The 17,355-nt window shown below is 63.9% G+C and carries 20 protein-coding genes; 8 read left to right on the forward strand and 12 right to left on the reverse strand.

Translation table 11 applies throughout. From position 1 onward, the window contains the following. Positions 1-135 precede the first annotated feature (135 nt). Complete coding sequence (gene olsA / locus U1R88_RS13710) at positions 136-903, forward strand: lyso-ornithine lipid O-acyltransferase (RefSeq protein ID WP_068296707.1); 768 nt, start codon at positions 136-138, stop codon at positions 901-903. Positions 904-912: 9 nt separating this feature from the next. Here the strand turns inward: olsA and U1R88_RS13715 are convergent, their stop codons facing one another. Beyond that, entirely contained in the window at positions 913-1,986 is a 1,074-nt protein-coding gene (locus tag U1R88_RS13715) for a site-2 protease family protein (RefSeq protein ID WP_322431718.1), read from the reverse strand. A 152-nt stretch (positions 1,987-2,138) separates the two neighbouring features. Continuing rightward, positions 2,139-2,684, reverse strand: a complete 546-nt coding sequence (locus U1R88_RS13720; protein ID WP_322431719.1) for an NADPH-dependent FMN reductase — start codon at positions 2,682-2,684, stop codon at positions 2,139-2,141. A 227-nt stretch (positions 2,685-2,911) separates the two neighbouring features. On the opposite strand from U1R88_RS13720, the gene U1R88_RS13725 reads away from it, so the two are divergent. Continuing rightward, positions 2,912-3,772 (forward strand): DUF2189 domain-containing protein, encoded by an 861-nt coding sequence (locus U1R88_RS13725; protein ID WP_322431720.1) that lies wholly within the window; start codon positions 2,912-2,914, stop codon positions 3,770-3,772. 78 nt (positions 3,773-3,850) lie between these two features. Here U1R88_RS13725 and U1R88_RS13730 read toward each other — a convergent pair whose 3' ends face one another. The 9 genes from U1R88_RS13730 to U1R88_RS13770 all read right to left on the reverse strand — a co-directional run bounded on the left by U1R88_RS13730 (position 3,851) and on the right by U1R88_RS13770 (position 11,351). Further along, a complete protein-coding gene (locus U1R88_RS13730) occupies positions 3,851-4,639 on the reverse strand; it encodes an anti-sigma factor family protein (protein ID WP_322431721.1) in 789 nt (262 codons plus the stop codon). Further along, positions 4,636-5,310 (reverse strand): sigma-70 family RNA polymerase sigma factor, encoded by a 675-nt coding sequence (locus U1R88_RS13735; RefSeq protein ID WP_322431722.1) that lies wholly within the window; start codon positions 5,308-5,310, stop codon positions 4,636-4,638. The genes U1R88_RS13730 and U1R88_RS13735 overlap by 4 nt, the downstream gene beginning before the upstream one ends. A gap of 34 nt (positions 5,311-5,344) precedes the next feature. After that, positions 5,345-5,632, reverse strand: a complete 288-nt coding sequence (locus U1R88_RS13740; RefSeq protein ID WP_322431723.1) for a hypothetical protein — start codon at positions 5,630-5,632, stop codon at positions 5,345-5,347. A 232-nt stretch (positions 5,633-5,864) separates the two neighbouring features. Then, a complete protein-coding gene (locus U1R88_RS13745) occupies positions 5,865-6,317 on the reverse strand; it encodes a type II toxin-antitoxin system VapC family toxin (protein ID WP_322431724.1) in 453 nt (150 codons plus the stop codon). Continuing rightward, positions 6,314-6,574 carry an antitoxin gene (locus tag U1R88_RS13750; RefSeq protein WP_322431940.1) on the reverse strand — a complete coding sequence of 87 codons (261 nt, stop codon included), beginning with the start codon at positions 6,572-6,574 and terminating at the stop codon, positions 6,314-6,316. The genes U1R88_RS13745 and U1R88_RS13750 overlap by 4 nt, the downstream gene beginning before the upstream one ends. 57 nt (positions 6,575-6,631) lie before the next feature. Next, positions 6,632-7,336, reverse strand: coding sequence for an ABC transporter ATP-binding protein (locus U1R88_RS13755; RefSeq protein WP_322431725.1), 705 nt, complete (start codon positions 7,334-7,336; stop codon positions 6,632-6,634). Further along, positions 7,333-8,121, reverse strand: coding sequence for an ABC transporter ATP-binding protein (locus U1R88_RS13760; RefSeq protein ID WP_322431726.1), 789 nt, complete (start codon positions 8,119-8,121; stop codon positions 7,333-7,335). Before U1R88_RS13760 ends, U1R88_RS13755 begins: the two co-directional genes overlap by 4 nt. Continuing rightward, the gene (locus U1R88_RS13765) at positions 8,118-9,959 is read right to left on the reverse strand and encodes an ABC transporter permease (RefSeq protein ID WP_322431941.1); all 1,842 of its coding nucleotides are present in this window, start codon (positions 9,957-9,959) and stop codon (positions 8,118-8,120) included. Before U1R88_RS13765 ends, U1R88_RS13760 begins: the two co-directional genes overlap by 4 nt. Positions 9,960-10,145: 186 nt before the next feature. Then, positions 10,146-11,351, reverse strand: coding sequence for an ABC transporter substrate-binding protein (locus tag U1R88_RS13770; RefSeq protein WP_322431727.1), 1,206 nt, complete (start codon positions 11,349-11,351; stop codon positions 10,146-10,148). 253 nt (positions 11,352-11,604) lie between these two features. Here U1R88_RS13770 and U1R88_RS13775 point away from each other — a divergent pair, with 253 nt between their 5' ends. After that, positions 11,605-12,795, forward strand: a complete 1,191-nt coding sequence (locus tag U1R88_RS13775) for a hypothetical protein (protein ID WP_322431728.1) — start codon at positions 11,605-11,607, stop codon at positions 12,793-12,795. On the opposite strand, the gene U1R88_RS13780 is transcribed toward U1R88_RS13775, so the two are convergent. After that, on the reverse strand, positions 12,792-13,595 hold the full coding sequence (locus tag U1R88_RS13780; protein WP_322431729.1) for a helix-turn-helix domain-containing protein: 804 nt from the start codon (positions 13,593-13,595) through the stop codon (positions 12,792-12,794). The two genes, U1R88_RS13775 and U1R88_RS13780, sit on opposite strands and share 4 nt — an antisense overlap. Positions 13,596-14,311: 716 nt before the next feature. Between U1R88_RS13780 and U1R88_RS13785 the strand changes: the two genes are divergently transcribed. The 5 genes from U1R88_RS13785 to U1R88_RS13805 are packed head-to-tail and all read left to right on the forward strand — an operon-like array spanning position 14,312 to position 17,347. After that, a complete protein-coding gene (locus U1R88_RS13785; RefSeq protein ID WP_068296585.1) occupies positions 14,312-14,605 on the forward strand; it encodes a hypothetical protein in 294 nt (97 codons plus the stop codon). A gap of 9 nt (positions 14,606-14,614) precedes the next feature. After that, positions 14,615-15,013, forward strand: coding sequence for a hypothetical protein (locus tag U1R88_RS13790; RefSeq protein ID WP_322431730.1), 399 nt, complete (start codon positions 14,615-14,617; stop codon positions 15,011-15,013). Between the two features lie 10 nt (positions 15,014-15,023). Beyond that, on the forward strand, positions 15,024-15,206 hold the full coding sequence (locus U1R88_RS13795) for a hypothetical protein (RefSeq protein WP_068296597.1): 183 nt from the start codon (positions 15,024-15,026) through the stop codon (positions 15,204-15,206). Then, positions 15,203-16,624 carry an APC family permease gene (locus U1R88_RS13800; RefSeq protein ID WP_082980123.1) on the forward strand — a complete coding sequence of 474 codons (1,422 nt, stop codon included), beginning with the start codon at positions 15,203-15,205 and terminating at the stop codon, positions 16,622-16,624. The genes U1R88_RS13795 and U1R88_RS13800 overlap by 4 nt, the downstream gene beginning before the upstream one ends. 21 nt (positions 16,625-16,645) lie before the next feature. Next, on the forward strand, positions 16,646-17,347 hold the full coding sequence (locus U1R88_RS13805; protein WP_322431731.1) for a hypothetical protein: 702 nt from the start codon (positions 16,646-16,648) through the stop codon (positions 17,345-17,347). Positions 17,348-17,355 lie beyond the last annotated feature (8 nt).

Genomic DNA, 17,355 nt, shown 5'->3' on the forward strand with positions numbered 1-17,355 from the left:
TCCCGTCCGCTCTTCGGAGCACTGCACCTAAATGTAAGGAAGAGCGGACGGGACGTCCGCGCACCCGGAAGGCCTCATTTGCCCTCCGGCCGCTCTTTCGCTTATGAAGGCTCCGATTTTTCCGGATGCTTCTCCATGCGCCTCAAGGCGATCTGCCGTATTGCCGCCGTCGCCCTGCTGGCCATGCCCCTGATCCCGCTGCAATGGCTGGCGGTGAGGCGGGACTGGGCATTGGCCCGCCGCCTGCCAGTATTCTTCCACCGCAGCGTGCTCGCCATCATCGGCGTCCGGGTTGCCGTCAACGGCACCCAGGCCCGGCAACGGCCTCTGCTCATCGTCGCTAACCATGTTTCCTGGCTCGACATCGTGGTGCTGGGCGCCCTGGCGCCCTTGTCCTTCATCGCCAAGAGCGAGGTGCGCGGCTGGCCGGTGATCGGCCTGTTCGCGAGGCTGCAGCGCTCGGTCTTCATCGAGCGCGAACGCCGCCACAAGACCGGCCATGCCACCGCTGCCATCGGCGCCAGGCTGAAGGCCGGCGATGCCATGGTGCTGTTCGGCGAGGGCACCACCGGGGACGGCGTACATGTCCTGCCCTTCCGTTCCGCCCTGGTGGGAGCCGCGCGCGAGGCGCTCGACGGCGGCGAGGCGGCCGCCTATGTCCAGCCGCTGGCCTTGCGCTATGCCAAGCGCGGAGGGCTGCCGATCGGCCGAGGCGCCATGAAGGAGGTCGCCTGGATCGGCGACATGGATCTGGCGCCGCATCTCGTCGGCATTCTCTCAGGCCCGCCGATCGATGCGGTGGTGAGCTGGGGCGAGGTCCTGGCCTGCGATGCCGCCACCGACCGCAAGACCCTGACCCGCCAGCTCGAAGCCGATGTGCGCAGACTGGTACGGGCGGGCTGAGGTGTTCCTTCACGCCTGCAGGGCAGGGGGAGGCGGATAGCCGAGTTCGGAGGCGATGAACGTCGCCAGTTTGGGGATATGAGGATTGCCTTTGGCCGCCCGGCCATAGAGCTTCAAAGCCTCTTCGTAATTTTGATGGGCCTGCCACGGGTTCCGGCGGGCGTGACGAACACGCGCCAGAAACAGGTTGTTCAGGAAACAGTTGAAAGCGTCGGAGCTATCGGCCTGTTCCAGCAACTCCTCGGCCTCGTCATAGCGTCCGAGCAGACACAGGGCGGCGCCTCGCGTTCCCCTTAACGTCGGGATGTCGGGGCCGAGAGAGGCCGCCAGAGCCGTCCAGCGATCCAGCGGCGCTGCCAGACCAGGGTGCCAATAATAAAGGGCGCGGGTGGCCAGATGATCGAGGATCAGCAACGCCTCGGCTGTCTGGGGGTGCAACTCCAATTCACTCTCGAGCGATGCGATCAGATCCCCCCGCAACATTTCGCCGGTATCAATATCGAGCAAGGCCGCGATTCGACCGGATTGGCGGGTGGGTTCGGGAAGGGCTCCCAGGCCGTTCCAATATAAGCGTAACTTTTGTCGATAGACTTCCCAATATTGCAAATACTCTCGATGATCAGCCTGTAGAACATGGCTCATGTGGTGAATATCGTTCGTCGTATTGGTCCGCGGAGTGAGATTGCCAAGGATCAGGCCTGCCTGAGTGACCATCATGATCACCGCTATCCAGGCGATACTATCGGGCAGGACGTTGCTGGCATAAAGCCAAATGGCGAATGCAAAGAGACTGAGGTCCATCAACGGCCCGGCAGCGGCGAAGAGAAAATTCGCGGCCTTGCTAGGGTGAATTGTGTAATAAGGATAAACTATACCGCAATCGATCGATGCTCCGACCCACAACGTGGTCTTTCCTAGGCGTTTGCGAAACAGTTCCCTGCCTCTGCCAAATCGAATTTCTCTGATTTGTATTCCGAAGATTCGCCCCATGATCGCATGAGCGATTTCATGCAACGCGACACCGATCGCTAATGCAACGGGTACGACCAGAGGAAGCAACACGACGAATAAAACCGGTGACAAGCGCAAACCTCCGGAGGGCCAACACTCGACTATTCAGCGTAGCGGAAGGAGCATCAAGGAATATTTGTTTCTGTTTGTTGATAACACCTGCGCGGTGCGACGCGATCCGCAACGGCGTGGAATTTTGAAGACCACAAAACGCGGCATGTTTTTCACTGTGCGGTAGGTGTTCCAACATGGATGGCGCGAACAAAAGCCGCCAGGGCCGTTCTTATGGCTGCGGCGATCTCGGGATCGCCGGCCATGCCGACGGCATCCAGCCGGGTCGCCAGCAAGGGCAGGGTGATCGAGGCTTCCTCGACGATGCGGGCGGACATCGTGGTCAGCACCAGGCGCAGGGCCGCCTGCGCGTCGCCGGCGCGCGGCGAGGCGTTGAAGAGGGCGACCGGCTTGCCCGGGAATTCGAAGCTGCCGACCAGCCAGTCGAGCGCGTTCTTGAAGGAACCGGGAATGCCGCGGGCATATTCGGGGCAGGATATGAGGAGGCCATCGACGACACCGACCCGGTGTCGCAGGGCCATGACGGTCTCGGGCGGATTGTCGTCATCGAGATCCGGATTGAAATGCGGCAAGGTGCCGATGCCCTGATAGGGTTCGATCTGCATGCCGGCCGGTGCCAGCAATCCCGCGGCTTCAAGCAGCACGGTGTTCGACGAGCCGAGGCGGAGGCTGCCGGAGAGCGCGAGAAGTGTGATCATTGGCGAATCCGCGGCGGTTCCGAATACCTACTCTTACCAATGGCTGGACGGGCGGCAAGCACACGCGCAAGTGACCGGATGTTGACGAGATAGACGGCTGACATCCGCGCGCATGAGGCGTATTGTCGCGGATCTACAGGTCGCGCTCGTCGTGGCTGTTTCGGCGTCGGCACCCCGCCCGGCGTTCCACTTCGGTCGCGGCCTTCATTCCTTTCGGGAGTAGGACCATGACGATCAGAAATCCCGTCGAATGGGGTATCGATGCCGTCCGCGGTGCCGCCAATGGCGTGGGCGCGCTCGGCACCACCCTGCATCGCCCCGCCGCCCAGTTCGAAACCTCGGCTCCCATCGTCCGCCGGATCGGCTTTGCCGATCTGCGCGAGGTCCTGGCCAAGGGTTTCCAGGATTTCGGCGCCTATCGCACCGACGTCATCTTCATCGGCCTGATCTATCCGCTCGCCGGGCTGGTCCTGGCCCAGTTCGCCTTCGGCAACGGCATGCTGCCGATGCTTTTCCCGCTGGTATCGGGCTTTGCGCTGGTTGGCCCGGTTGCCGCGATCGGCCTTTATGAAATGAGCCGCCGCCGCGAGCAGGGCCTCGAGGCCACCTGGGCGCATACGCTCGACGTGGCCCGCTCGCCCAATTTCGGTGCCATCCTCGGGCTCAGCCTGATCCTGGCGGCGATCTTCGCGCTCTGGCTCGGTGTCGCCGCGTTGATCTATCGCTATACGCTCGGCCCGGCCCTGCCGGTCTCGGTCGCCGCCTTCGTCTCGGATGTCTTCACCACGCCGGCCGGCTGGGCGATGATCGTGCTCGGCGTCGGAGCGGGGTTCCTGTTCGCCCTGGCGGTGCTGGCGATCAGCGTGGTGTCGTTCCCCATGCTGCTCGACCGCAAGGTGAGGATCGGCACCGCCGTCGGGACCTCGGTGGATGTGGTGCGCGCCAATCCCGGCCCGATGCTGGCCTGGGGCTTCATCGTCGCCTGCGCTCTGGTGCTCGGCTCGCTGCCCGCGCTGCTCGGCCTGATCGTGGCCATGCCGGTGCTCGGCCATGCGACCTGGCACCTCTACCGCCGCGCGGTGGGTTAGAAGGCGCTCGATCTTGTCCTGCCCGGGCCTGTCCCGGGCAGCCCGTGCCGGCGTTTTCGCGATCCTGAAGGGCAGCCGTCACTTCAATGTCGCTTCGGCGAAATCCTGCTGGAATTGCTTCAGTTCCGGCTCGTTCAGGTCGGAGACCGCCCAGAAGTTCAGCCCTGCCTGGCTCCAGTTCAAGAGGCTATAGCCTTCGCGTTCGCCGGCGGGGGCAGAAGGCCCCGAGGCAGGCCAGATGAAGAGGTTGATGACATGGCCGCTGCGCCGGTAGATCAGCGCGGCGACCACACGTCCCTTGAGATAGTCCACACGCCCGCCGACCAGCGGGAAGCCTCGCGCCTTGAGATCCACCACCGGCGGCGAGAAGTCGATCTTGCCGTTGAACCAGGGCTTGACGGTGTGCTGGTCGGAGGTTGCGACGTCGGTCAGGTGACTGGCGAGCAAAGAGTGGACATGGCTGGAAATCAGTTCGTCCTCCAGCGAGGAACCGGGCTCGGGCCGCGTCGTCACGAACAGTACGCAGGCTGCCAGGACGGCCAGCGATGGCAGCAGGCTCCAGCGCGTGAAACGGTCGGCGAGCAGGCGCCAGTCGAGGCCGGCGAGCGTGGAAGTCCGGGAAGCGCCGGCTTCGCGGCGCAGGGCCGCCGCCACCCGGCCATGCAAGGCCGCGGAGGCCGGCCAGCGCACGCCGTCCTGGCTGATCATCGCCCGGATCGCCTCGATCTCGGCAAGCCGCGTGGTGCAGTCGGGGCAGCCGGCCAGATGCTCCTCCACCCGCAGGGCATTGGCGGCGTCGAGTTCGCCATCGGCATAGAGCTGCAGCAGCCTATCCCAGTCCTGATGGGGTGTCTCGGCCATGCTCATGGCTCTCCTCCCGGCGTTGCCTGCCGGTTCTTCCAGGCCGCGGCGAACAGGGTGCGTGCGCGGGCGAGCCGCGACATCACCGTGCCCATGGGGGCCGCAATCGTTTCGGCGATCTCCCGATAGGAAAGCTCCTCCATTTCCCTGAGGACCAGGACCTCGCGGAAGGCCTCAGGCAGGCGCTCGAGAACCGCGCGGATCTCGCCCGCTTCGGCCTGCTGCAGCAAGGCGGCTTCCGGGCTCGCCTCGTCATGAGGCAGGTCGGTTCTCTCCTCCTCGCCTTCGCCGGCATCGAGCGGCTCTGTGCGGGGGCTGCGCTGGCGTGCCTGCCACCAGGAGCGATGGCAATTGCGCACGATGGTCAGGATCCAGGCGCGCGCGCTGCCGCCGCGATAGTCGCCAAAGCCGCGAAAGGCGCGCAGGAAGGCCTCCTGCACGATGTCCTCTGCCGTGTCGGCGTCGCGGCAGAGATAGCGCGCCAGATTATGCGCCGCGTCGAGATGCGGCAGCATCACGGCCTGGAACCGGGCGAGCGTATCGGCGTTCCCCGCCGTCCGTGCGGAAGGCTGTCCGTCTGCGGCCATGGTCCAGATGCCATGCCACCATGCGGCCAGCCGGCGGATCGACGGCAACAGCCAGGGAATGTCGGGATTCGCGCCGGCATAGGCCGTCATGGCTGCTCGTCCTTCCCGCACAATCTTGGTTCGATCAATGCGCAGCCCACCACATCGCGACCTTGCCGGTCACCGGCATCGGCCGAGAAAAGGAATAGCTGAAATCCCGGGCCTGCGTGAGGGCGAAATTGTCGGCGGCGGCTTGAAGAGGGCATCGTGTCCCGACCAGGGCGGGCAGGGACAACAGGGCCAGTTGCAGGACGAGCCGCGCCAGGGCAGGGCGATAGAGGCGGTTGGCCGGGGGTATCTCGAAAAGGCTCTCACGCCAGCGACGGCCGGCACCGCTCTCGCCCGGTGAAGGAGGTTCGTCGGAATGGATCATTTCGCGCTCCGGATAGGGAAGATGGCTGCCAGCAGCCCATGCCGATCCAGATCGCGGTGATCGCAGTTTTATTCCCGAGCGTTCGATTTTTTCCAGTGCGGCTTGCGATGGGCAGAAGGAGGCGGCGTAGGCGTGGCAAGCCGGTTTCCACCTAAGGGGCCGTCAGCCAAGAAACGCGTTGTCATGCCCTTTTTGCCACCTGCAGTGGCGCTGGCGATGACGAGCGTCCGATTCACTTCTTCGCGGACGGATCCCAAGTGTCGTGAAATCCTGTTGCCGACGGCAGTGTCCAGTCTTCCAGTCTGAGCCGCGGAATTCGACTGAATGCGCCCACACTATTCGACACCAGAGTTAGCGATCGGGCGATGGCTTGCCCGGCGATCAGCAGGTCATAGGGCCCGATCGGCGTTCCAGCCATAGCCAGAGCAGCCCTGATATCGCCGGCTTCGCGGGCATCGCCGTCATCGAGGTCGAGAACCTCGAAATCACGCTTGATCAGACGGATGACCTCGAGATTGCGCTCGAGCTTCTGGCTGCGATAGGCGCCGTAATAGAGTTCATGCAGGACGATGGTGGAGAGGGCAATCTCACCCGGCTTGCACGCCAGTATGCGATCGAGCAGCGGACGTGAACGCTGTTTCTTGAGAGCAATGATCGCGTTTGTGTCGATGAGGTAGCGGATCATTCGAAGAACTCGTCAAGTCCGGGCAGATCCGGTGTCGCCGGCTGCTCGCGGCCTTCGGCCAGAAAATCTCCGCTGAAACCAAGTTCGAGAGCCGCGCGCAGGGAGGCCCAGCTCTGGGCAGGGCCAGCACGGGGGCGAAGTATGAGAGCATCCCCCTCCCGGATGACCTCGACCTCCTCGACCTGGAAGCGGAATTCCTTCGGCAGGCGGACCGCTTGGGAATTCCCGGAACGAAAGACCTTGGCGTAGTGAGGCATCATCGATTCCGTCATGGATGTATATACTCTATTGTATATACATCCATTCGGTCTCGGCTACAACGCCAGGTATTCCGTCTGCACGGCGCTGTCGGCTTCCAAGGCGGCCATGGTGCCGGAATAGCGGATCATGCCGCTCTCGATGACATAGGCGCGATCGGCGATCAGGCGGGCGAAATGCAGGTTCTGCTCGGAGAGCAGGATCGACAGCCCTTCCTGCTTGAGGCGCAGGATGGCGCGTGCCATGTCCTCGACGATCTTGGGCGCGAGGCCCTCTGAAGGCTCGTCCAGCAGCACGATCGCGGGATTGCCCATCAGCGTGCGGGCAATGGTCAGCATCTGCTGTTCGCCGCCACTCATCCGTCCGCCGAGCCGGCCGGGCATGGCGGCGAGATTGGGGAAGAGCTCGTGGAGCCGTTCCGGCGTCCAGGGTTTCAGGTCCTGGCGCGGCGGTCGGCGGCCGACTTCCAGGTTCTCTCTGACCGTCAGGTCGGTGAAGACGCGGCGATCCTCCGGCACATAGCCGATGCCGCGGCGGGCGATCTCGTAGACCGGCAGGCGGATGATGTCGGCGCCGTCGAAGCGGATGGCGCCGCGCCGGTCGGCGACCAGGCCGATGATGGAGCGGAAGGTGGTGGATTTGCCGGCGCCGTTGCGGCCGAGCAGGGCGACGACCTCGCCGGGCCCGATCTCGAGGCAGACCTGGTGCAGGATATGGGCGGGGCCGTAGAAACTGTCGAGGCCGGCGATTTCCAGCTTCATGGGGCGGGCTCCTGCGCATGGATTGCAGCAGGCGCGAAGACCGTGCCGTCGCCGAGATAGACGGCGCGCACCTGCGGGTCGTTGCGGACGGTCTCGGCATCGCCGGCGGCGATCAGGCGGCCGCGGTCGAGCACGAGGAGCCTGTCGGCATGCTCGAACACCACATCCATGTCATGCTCGGTGAACAGGATGCCGATGCCGCGCTGGCGGGCGATGCCGGCCGCCAGGGCCATCATGGCGATGCGTGCACCGGGTGCCATGCCGGCCGTCGGCTCGTCCATCAAGAGGAGGAGCGGCTCATTGGAGAGCGCCACCGCCAGCTCCAGCCGCTTGAGATCGCCATAGGCGAGCTCGCCGCAGGGATGGTCGGCCAGGGCGCCGATGCCGACGAGGTCGAGCAGGGCCTTGGCTTCCGTCCGCTTGTAGCGATCGAGGCGCGCGAAGCGGCGCCAGATCATGCCGTCATGGCTCGCCAGGGCCACCTGCAGGTTCTCGATCACGCGCATCGAGGCAAAGGTGGCAGTGATCTGGAAGGTACGCCCGACGCCCAGGCCGCAGATCGCGGCGGGCCGCATGCCGGCCGTCTCGCGGCCGAACAGGCGGATGGAGCCGCGATCGGGTTTGATCTGCCCGTGGATCATGTTGAAGCAGGTACTCTTGCCAGCGCCATTGGGACCGATCAGCGCCACCATCTCGCCCGCCGCGACCGTGAGCGAAACGTCCTTCACCGCTTCAACGCCACCATAGGTCTTGGCGAGCCCCTGCACCTCCAGCAGCACCGTCATGGCCGGTTCTCCTTTCGGGGCAGGAGATCGCGCAGGCCCGCCAGTCCGCGCGGCAGCGCCACCACGACCGCGACGATGAACAGGCCGATGGCGAGCTTGGAATAGTCGGTCGCGCTCATCAGCCAGATCGACAGCGTCTTGAACACGCCGGCGCCGAGCACGGCGCCGGAAACACTGCCCATGCCGCCGAGCAGCACCATTACCAGCCCATCGACCGAGGTGGTGACGCCGAAGGCATCGGGAAATACGCTGCCCTTCAGGAAGGCAAACAGGGCGCCGGAGACGCCGGCCAGCAGGCCCGCCAATACGAAAGCGGCCCATTGCACCGGCGCCTTCGCGATGCCGACTGCTTCGGCACGCAGGTCGGAATCGCGTACGGCCCGCAGCATGAAGCCGAAGGGCGCGAAGGTGGCGAGCCTGAGCAGGCCGACACCCAGCAGGGCGACGACCAATGTCAGTTCATAGAAGGCCCAGGGCTTGGCAGCCCATTTCGCCGGCCATACGCTCAAGATGCCATTGTCGCCGCCGGTGAAGTCGACCCATTGCGAGGCGATAGACCAGCAGATCTGCGCGAAGGCGAGGCTGAGCATGGCGAGATAGACGCCCGAGAGCCGGACGGCGAAGCCGGCGAAGAGCATGGCTCCCGCCAGCGCCAGAAGGGGCGCGGCCAGCAGCACGGTTTCCATCGGCCAGCCCAGCATCGTTGTCAGCAGGGCAGCGCCATAGCTGCCCAGGCCGAAAAAGGCGGCATGGCCGAAGGAGACGAGGCCGCCGACCGAGACCAGGAACTGCAGGCTGGCGGCAAAGAGCACGAAGATCAGGATCTCGCTGCCCACCGACAGCACATAGGGGCTGGCACCGAGCGGAAGCAGGGCGGCAAGCGCGATGGCTGCGGCTGTGAGCAGGCGTCCGGATATTCGCATGGGCTGCCAGGGCTGCGTCGTCAGGCCCAGGGGCGGGCGCTGCGGGTTCGTCGGCTTGCCGAACAGGCCCCAGGGCCTGACCACCAGCACCACCGCCATCACCAGGAAGATCAATACGATCGAGATCTTGGGGAAGGCGAGGATACCGAAGGCGTTGAGCTCGGAAATCAGGATGGCGGCGACGAGCGCCCCGACGATAGAGCCGAGCCCGCCGGTGACCACGATGATGAAGGCCTCGACGATGATGGCGAGGTCCATCTGGTGGGTGACGGCGTCGCGCGGGATCTGCAGGGCTCCGCCGAGCGCGGCGAGACCGACGCCCAGCATGAACACGCCGGTGAACAGCCATTTCTGGTTGACGCCGAGGGCGGCGACCATGTCGCGGTCCTCAGTGGCGGCGCGCACCAGGATGCCCCAGCGGGTGCGGTTGAGCAGCAGCCAGATCAGGCCGAGGACCAAAGGCGACATGGCGATGAGGAAGAGGTCATAGGCGGGGATCGCCTTGCCCGCGATCTCGACCGCGCCCTTCAAGCCCGGTGCGCGTGGCCCCAGCAGATCATCGGCGCCGAAGACGATCACCACGAGGTCCTGCACCACCAGGGTGACGCCGAAGGTGGCGAGCAGTTGAAACAGCTCCGGCGCCCGGTAGATCCGCCGAAGCAGCGTCATCTCCAGCAGCCCGCCCATCACCGCCACGATCGCCACGGCGGCCGGCAAAGCCAGCCAGAAGCCGAGCGGGCCGGACCAGGCATTGGCGAGCGTACAGGCGACATAGGCGCCGAGCATGTAGAAGGCGCCATGGGCGAAATTGACGATGCGGGTCACGCCGAAAATCAGCGAGAGGCCCGACGCGACCAGGAACAGCGAGGCGGCCCCGGCCAGGCCGCTCAGGAATTGGGCGATGATGGTTCCCACGAAGACCTCGGTGTTGGGGTCATCCCGGACGCATTGCAGCACGCAGTACTGCGATGCAGATCCGGGACCGTGAGCAGACTGAGGCTCAATCTCAACGCGGTCCCGCGTCTGCGGCGCAGCATTACATGCTGCACCGCGCGCAGGATGACTGGGATATGTCGTTCCGGCGTGCTGGGCATGTCCACTCTACTGGGCCGGCCGCATGCCCTTCACCGTGACGTCATCCGGCAGATAGTCCTTGCCGTCGCGATAGACGAAATCGGTCATCACGCCGTTGCCGTCCGCGACCCCCGTCTTGCCGACGAAGGCGCCCATGGTGGATTGATGGTCGATGGCACGGAAGCTGATCGGCCCGAACGGGGTCTCCAGCGGCAGGCCTTCCGCCGCCTTGACCAGGGCGGCGGTGTCCGTCGACCCGGCCTTGGCCAGGATGGCGGCGGCAGCCTTCATAGTGACGTAGCCGACGATCGAGCCGAGGCGCGGATAGTCGTTGTACTTGGCCTGGTAGGCCTTGAGGAAGGCGTCATGAGCCGGTGTCTTCACTGCGTTCCAGGGATAGCCGGTGACGATCCAGCCTGTCGGCGCCTCGTCCTTGAGGGGGGCGAGATATTCGGGCTCGCCGGTGAGGAAGCTCACCACGGCCCGGTCCTTGAACAGGCCCCGGGTCGAGCCCTCGCGCACGAACTTCACGAGATCGCCGCCGAAGGTAACGTTGAGGATGGCATCCGGCTTGGTGGCGAGCAGGGCCTCCACCACCGGACCGGCATCGATCTTGCCCTGGGTCGGCCATTGCTCGCCCACCCATTTCACGTCGGGGCGCTTGGCGCTGAGGATCTGCTTGAACACGGCGACGGCCGACTGGCCATATTCGTAGTTGGGCGCCACCGTGGCCCAGTTCTTGGCCGGCAGCTTGGCGGCTTCCTCCGCCAGCATCGCCGCCTGCATGTAGTTGGAGGGGCGCAGGCGGAAGGTCTGGGCATTGCCTTTCGACCAGGTGATGGCGTCCGTCAGCGGCTCGGCCGCCAGGAACATCACGTCCTTCTGCTTGGCGAAGTCGGAGACGGCGAGGCCGACATTGGAGAAGAAGGTGCCCATCAGCATGACCGCGCCGTCGCTCGAGGTGAGCTCGTTGGCGGCGGTGATGGCGCTGGCGGGCTTGCCGCCATCATCCTTGGAGATCACTTCCAGCGGCTTGCCGCTGACGCCGCCGGCGGCGTTGATCTCCTCCAGCGCGAGCTGCCAGCCCTTGCGGTAGGGTTCGGTGAAGGCGGGCAGGCCGGAATAGGAGTTGATCTCGCCGATCTTGATGCTGTCGGCCGCATACGAAGGAAGGGCCGCGAACAAGGTCACGGCGACGGTGCCCGCGAGGGCCAGTCGAGACAAGATCCGCATTCAGGGTCTCCGCTCTGGATGTTGGAGGCTTTATGATTCTTGGACTGTGTCGGCTCGCGTCCTCCCGGTCCAGCGTCAAGGTCGTTGGGGGAGGGCGCAAACCGCCGCAGGCAGGCTGAAACGGCGGAATATCGTTCGTATACAAATGAGTTTCCGCCGAGGACAGCGGCGCTGTCAAGCGTCCTTCTCATGGGAGTTGAGCTCGACGGGAAAAAGGGCAAGGCTGATCCCAGCTATTACAGGGAGAACCTGAATGGATCGGCGGCGATTGGCACCTGAAATGTCCGGGAGTTCAATAGCGACATTCGCCGTGGTCTTCTTGGTCTACGCTCTGGGAGCCTGGATCCCTTTGCCAGGTCTCGATGCTGAAAAACTGGCCTCCATGACGTCATTTTCACTTGATCCCTCGATGGCCAGATTCTCGATTTTTTCTCTCGGCCTTGTGCCGCTGTTCACGGTTTTGGCTCACGCCGAAATCGCCAAGCTGTTATTTCCACGGCTGGTGCGATGGCAGGAGGCCTCCAGCCGCAATGCAAGTCGATGGAACGACGTCCTGCATATTTCAACGCTCGTTCTGACCGCGGTGCAGGGATATGGCATTATGGTTGGCCTGCGGGCCGTGGGGGTGGTCGACGATACCGACGCAATCGCGGTTCCGGTGAGCCTTGCAACCTTCGTCGGCAGCACGGCCTTGCTGATTTGGTTGGTCGATCGTCTCCGATTGCCGGGGCTGGGCAACGGCTTCTGGTTCCTTTGGCTGGCGCCCCTTGTTGGGGCACTTCCGGCAACGTTTCTTCAGCAGGTCGACCTTATCCGAACCGGAGGAATGGCACCCTCCATGATGCTGTTCGGTCTGGTCTATGCCTTGGTGGCAGCCCTGTTGGCCGTTACAGCAACGTTGATCGTGATCCAAGCGCCCAAGACGAATGAAGCGTCCCAAGCCAGGCAAAAGGATCGAGCGGAAACGCAAAGGATACTGGCAGCGGTGATTTGGCCACCGTTTCTCGCCAGCATAGCTGCCGGATATTTGATCCTCCTCTACCCGCTGGTCTGGCCGGCGGAGGGAGGAGATTTGTCAGGAGCGATCGCCGTCAGTCACATCGTCGCGACGGCTCTGCTCCTTCCTTTGTTCAGCTACCTCTATGGGCGCCAGCGCACGGACATCCATGGTGCTGTCTCCGATGCGCGTGATGATGAAAGCACAAGGCTACTCTTTCACTACGGCCTGGCAGGGCTTCTCCAATCCGCACTTTGCGCCGGCATCGGGCTCCTTGTCTGGATATATCCTGTTTTCGGCTCTTGGAGTGGCGCACAATTGATCGCAGTCGTGGCCGTGACGATGTCGCTTGCGTCCTGTTGGAGATCCGGATCGGGATCGCTGCCACCGGGGGCTGTCGTGCCGGTCGCACTGCGCACCACTGGCTCGGCGCCCAGCGCCGGTTAGACCTCATCCTTTGCGTAGGAGATGATCGACAGGAAGCGGATCGGCAATTGCCGCATCTCGTCGGGGCCGTGCGGGGCATCGGCGTCGAAGAACAGGCTGTCGCCGGGCGTGAGGTGGTAGAGCTTGTCGGCGTGGCGGTAGACCACCTCGCCCTCCAGCATGTAGATGAACTCCAGGCCCGAATGCTGGAACAGCGGGAAGACGTCGGACTCTTCCGTCAGCGTGATGACATAGGGTTCGACCACCACGCGGCCGGTATTGCCGGCATTGTGGCCGAGCAGGCGATATTGATGGCCGGCGCGCGTACCGCGCCGCTCGATCAGGAGACCCTCACCCGCCTTGACGAACACCGCCTCGCGCCGTTCCTCGAAGCGCCGGAAGAAGGCGGTCACGGGAACGCCGAGGGCGCGTGACAGGGTCTGCAGCGTGGTGAGCGAGGGCGAGGTCACGCCATTCTCGATCTTGGAGAGCATGCCGAGCGACAGACCCGTCGCGGCAGCAAGATCGGCGACGGTGATGCCCAGCTTGTTGCGAAAGGAACGAACCTCACGTCCGATCGCCACTTCCAGAATATTGTCACGGGCACCGCCGAGCGCATGCGGGTCCTGGCCGGGGAAGGCAGAGGCAGGCGGCAGTTCGCGGGTGGGGAAAGCATCCGAGAACAGGCCTTCACCGTCGTCGGGATCGATTGGATCGGCATAACGAGGCCCTAATGTCGGGGCAATGACCGTCTGGCCTCCACGCCCGGCGGCGGGCGTCGGCACTGTCCTGACAGCTGGTGTAACCACCCGCTTCGTCATGCTCGTTCCTTTCACGTCCCTGCGGAGAGTCTGGCGCGTCCGGCGCTTTCTCCCCACTCATTCCCGTTTGCCTCGCACCCGGAAGGTCTGAATTCCAAGACCGCGGCCGGCTTTAGAAAAAACACGCTCTCCCGTAACGAGAGGAGAGTCGTTCCCGCTCGTGTGAAGGCAACCCAGTTGCGGTTGCCCAGCTGTGCGACGGCCAACTCCCCGGCTGCATTGGGCTGACGCTTGAAAAATATCGTGCGGCCCACCGAGCGACAAGCTGGATGCCGCCCGTTATCCCGCCAATATGGCGACCACCGGCCGGGATTCCAGACAAGAAGCTGCGATTTTGGATGGGGGAGACGGTCGAATTGCATTTTTCGCCCGGCAGCGCCGCGTGTTTTGCCAGGCGCACGGGATCGTTGGGCGAATCGCCGCCCGCCTTCCGGCATCGTCTGCGCACACGCAAACTGCAGTGGACCCTCATGCCCGCCTCCTGCTCCAGGTGATCTTGCTGCGGGTCTTCCTGAAGTGCAAGAATTTTTCCGAGCATTAAACGTTCAGAAAAATGGCGTGAATCTGCCAAAGAATGTCGCGAATGCGAAGTTTCTTGTCAGACAAGCGCTTGACAGGGGCCGCGCAACGGGCGCAGACTTTCCTGGCATAAAAACAAATTGCCTCTCAGTAACAAAAGCGAACCCGCAAGAGGCTGTATTCGGGAGGAAATATCTATGACACCGGGATCGGAAGATCCGCGGATCGAGGTGATGTATCGCCGCGACCGCGCCTGGGCTTTCGGCGCCATCGGCGCCCTCTGGCTCATCCTGCTTTTCGTCTTCTTCAAGATCGCGCCCGACAGCGGCTCGACGGGCATCACCATTGCCCTGCTCATAGCCGGGGGCCTGGTGCTGCTGTTCAACACGGCCGCGATCATCGCGCTGCTGCGCCACTATCACGAGGACAAGCTGCATCTTTACGGGCTCGACCTCCACTACATCGATGAAATGAAGAAGAGCAAGCGGTGAGGAGCTGACATGGCCAAGACACCTTCAGGCAAGACACCTTACCAGCCGCCCGAACAATCGGCGCTCGGCCAGGTCATCGATTCCATCGTGCTACTCGCCTTAGTGGTCGCCAGCCTGTTCGCGCCCATCGCCCTTGGGCTTGCCGGGGGGGGCAAGGTGGATCTTACCTTTTCGGACAAGAGCTGGGCCGGCATGGGACAATCGTCGTTCGCCCAGTCGCTGTGGGAAAAGCTCGGCTATACCGCCGAAACGGCAGCGCCGATCATCGCCTCGCGCTTCGATTATTCCTTCTCGCTGCTGGCCTTCCTGCTCACCGCGGCGATCATCGTGATCTATTTCGGTTTCCTGATCTACTTCTCGGAAAAGGAATACCGGGATGTGATCGCCGAGCGCTTCGGCGACAAGTGAGGGCGATGCCGTGAATACATTCCATCTTCTCGAATATGCGGCTTGGGCGATCTCGATCCTGATCGGCGCCTGGATGCTCTACGACCTCATCAAGACCAACGCCACCTATTCGGAAGACATGCTGATGTCTTCCCGCGAAGGCGAAATCGAAGATGAACTGATCATCGACCCGACGCATAGAGGTGCAAAATGAGCGAGATCACCTCCAATGCGGGGGCTTCGGCGCATGTCCAAACCACGGTCATCCATGGCGAGAAGATCTCGCTCTTACGCGTGCTCGGTCCCGCCCATGTCTGGGCGCTCGGGGTCGGCATCGTGCTGGTCGGCGAGTTCATGGGCTGGAACTTCGCCGTCGGCAAGGGCGGGGCGCTCGCGGCCCTGATCGCCTGCTGGACGGCGGGCCTGCTCTATACCTGCGTGGCCATGATCGATTCCGAGGTGACCTCGACCGTCGCCGCGGCCGGTGGCCAATATGCCCAGGCCAAGCACATCGTCGGCCCGTTGATGGCCTTCAATGTCGGCCTCTATCTGGTGATGGCCTACACCATGCTCGAAGCGGCCAATGCGATCACCGCCGGCTATCTGATCCAGACGGTGGGCGGCATGGCCGGTTTCGATGCGGTGCATGACAAGCCCTTCATCGTGCTCACCATCATGGGCCTGGCCCTGCTGAACTATCGCGGCGTCTATGCCACGCTCACCTTCAATCTGGTGATCACCGCCATCGCCTTCCTCGCCATCGTCTTCCTGTTCGTCGGTGCCAAGCCCTGGTCGGAGGACCTGCTCAAGCCCGCCGAATTGCTGACGGGCCTGCCCTATGGCTGGCTGGGCGTGGTCGCGTCGCTGCATTTCGGCCTGTGGTTCTATCTCGGCATCGAGGGTACCTGCCAGGCGGCCGAGGAGGTGCGCTCGCCCGCGCGCTCTCTGCCATTCGGCACCATGCTCGGCATGATCACCCTCCTGATCGCGGCCGCCATGACCTGGTATGTCTGCGTCAGCCTGATGCCCTGGGAATATCTCGGCCAAGCCACCACGCCCTTGTTCGACGCGGCACGCATGACCGGTTCGACCGGGCTGATGGTCCTGTTGTTCGTGGGCACCATCTTCGCCACGCTGGCTTCGGCCAATGGCTGCATCAACGACGCCTCGCGCGCCTGGTTCTCGATGGGGCGCGATCGCTACATGCCGGCCTGGTTCGGCGCGGTGCATCCGAAATACCGCACGCCCTTCCGCTCGATCTTCTTCCTGGTGCCGATCGCCCTGATCTTCGCGCTGGGCGCGCCGCTCGACCAGGTGGTGACCTTCTCGATCCTGTCGGGCCTGCTCGGCTACTCCTACATGACCTTCAATGTGATGATGTTCCGCTGGAAATGGCCGGTGGGCAGCATCAAGCGCGGCTATGTGCATCCCTTGCATCCGCTGCCGGCGATCGTGCTGTTCCTGCTGTGCTCGACCGCCTATTTCGCGGTGTTCCTGGGTTATGGCACCCAACTCATCGCCATGATGGTGTTCTACATCGTGGTCTCGATGTGGTTTGCCTTCCACCGCTACAAATATGTGCGGCGGGGCGACCAGTTCACCATGCCCTGGCCTCGGCCCAGGGGATATTGATGCGGTGAGGAGGCGGCCAGCATGACCTTGTTCGCATTTCTTGCCGTCCTCGTGGCGGGCTTCGCCGGCCTGGGCTGGCTTATGAATCGCGAGAGGTCGGCGCTTTGGCGCCGGCGGAGGGCCCTGCTGGCCGATTGCCGCCCGCTTTTCGAGCGGGTGGAACAGGCGGATGGCGTGGGGGGATTCCCCCGGCTGTCCGGGGAGATCGCCGGCCGTCGCGTCGTGGTCGAATTGATGCCCGATACGATGACGCTGCGGCGCTTGCCGCAGCTTTGGCTTTCACTGACGGTAATGATGCCGCTGCCGGGGGGAGCCGCCTTCGGCGTGTTGGCGCGCCCTTCCGGCAGCGAGTTCTACGCCCGCACGCCCGACCTGCCGGTGCGTCTCGAACCACCCGCCGGCTTGCCCGAGGACGTGATGGTAAGAGGCCGGCGGCGTGGTGCAGCCTTCCTGGCCCAGGCGGAGCGGGCGATCGCAGACCTCATGGCCGATCCCAGGGTCAAGGAGGTGCTGGTGATGCCGGCCGGCCTAAGGGTGGTCTTTCAGGCCGCCGAAGGGCAGCGAGGCCAGCATCTGCTGCTGCGCCAATGCGATTTCGGTGACGCAGGTTTCGATCCCGCCCTGTTCATGCGGCTTTATGACGGTCTGGAGGAGATCGCCCGCAGGCTGTCGCCTGCGCCGACGCCCGCGCATCTGCAGGAGACGCGTGGCCAGCGGGCCTAGGGCGCATC

The sequence above is a fragment of the Labrys sedimenti genome (assembly GCF_034424805.1).
GTDB lineage: Bacteria > Pseudomonadota > Alphaproteobacteria > Rhizobiales > Labraceae > Labrys > Labrys sedimenti.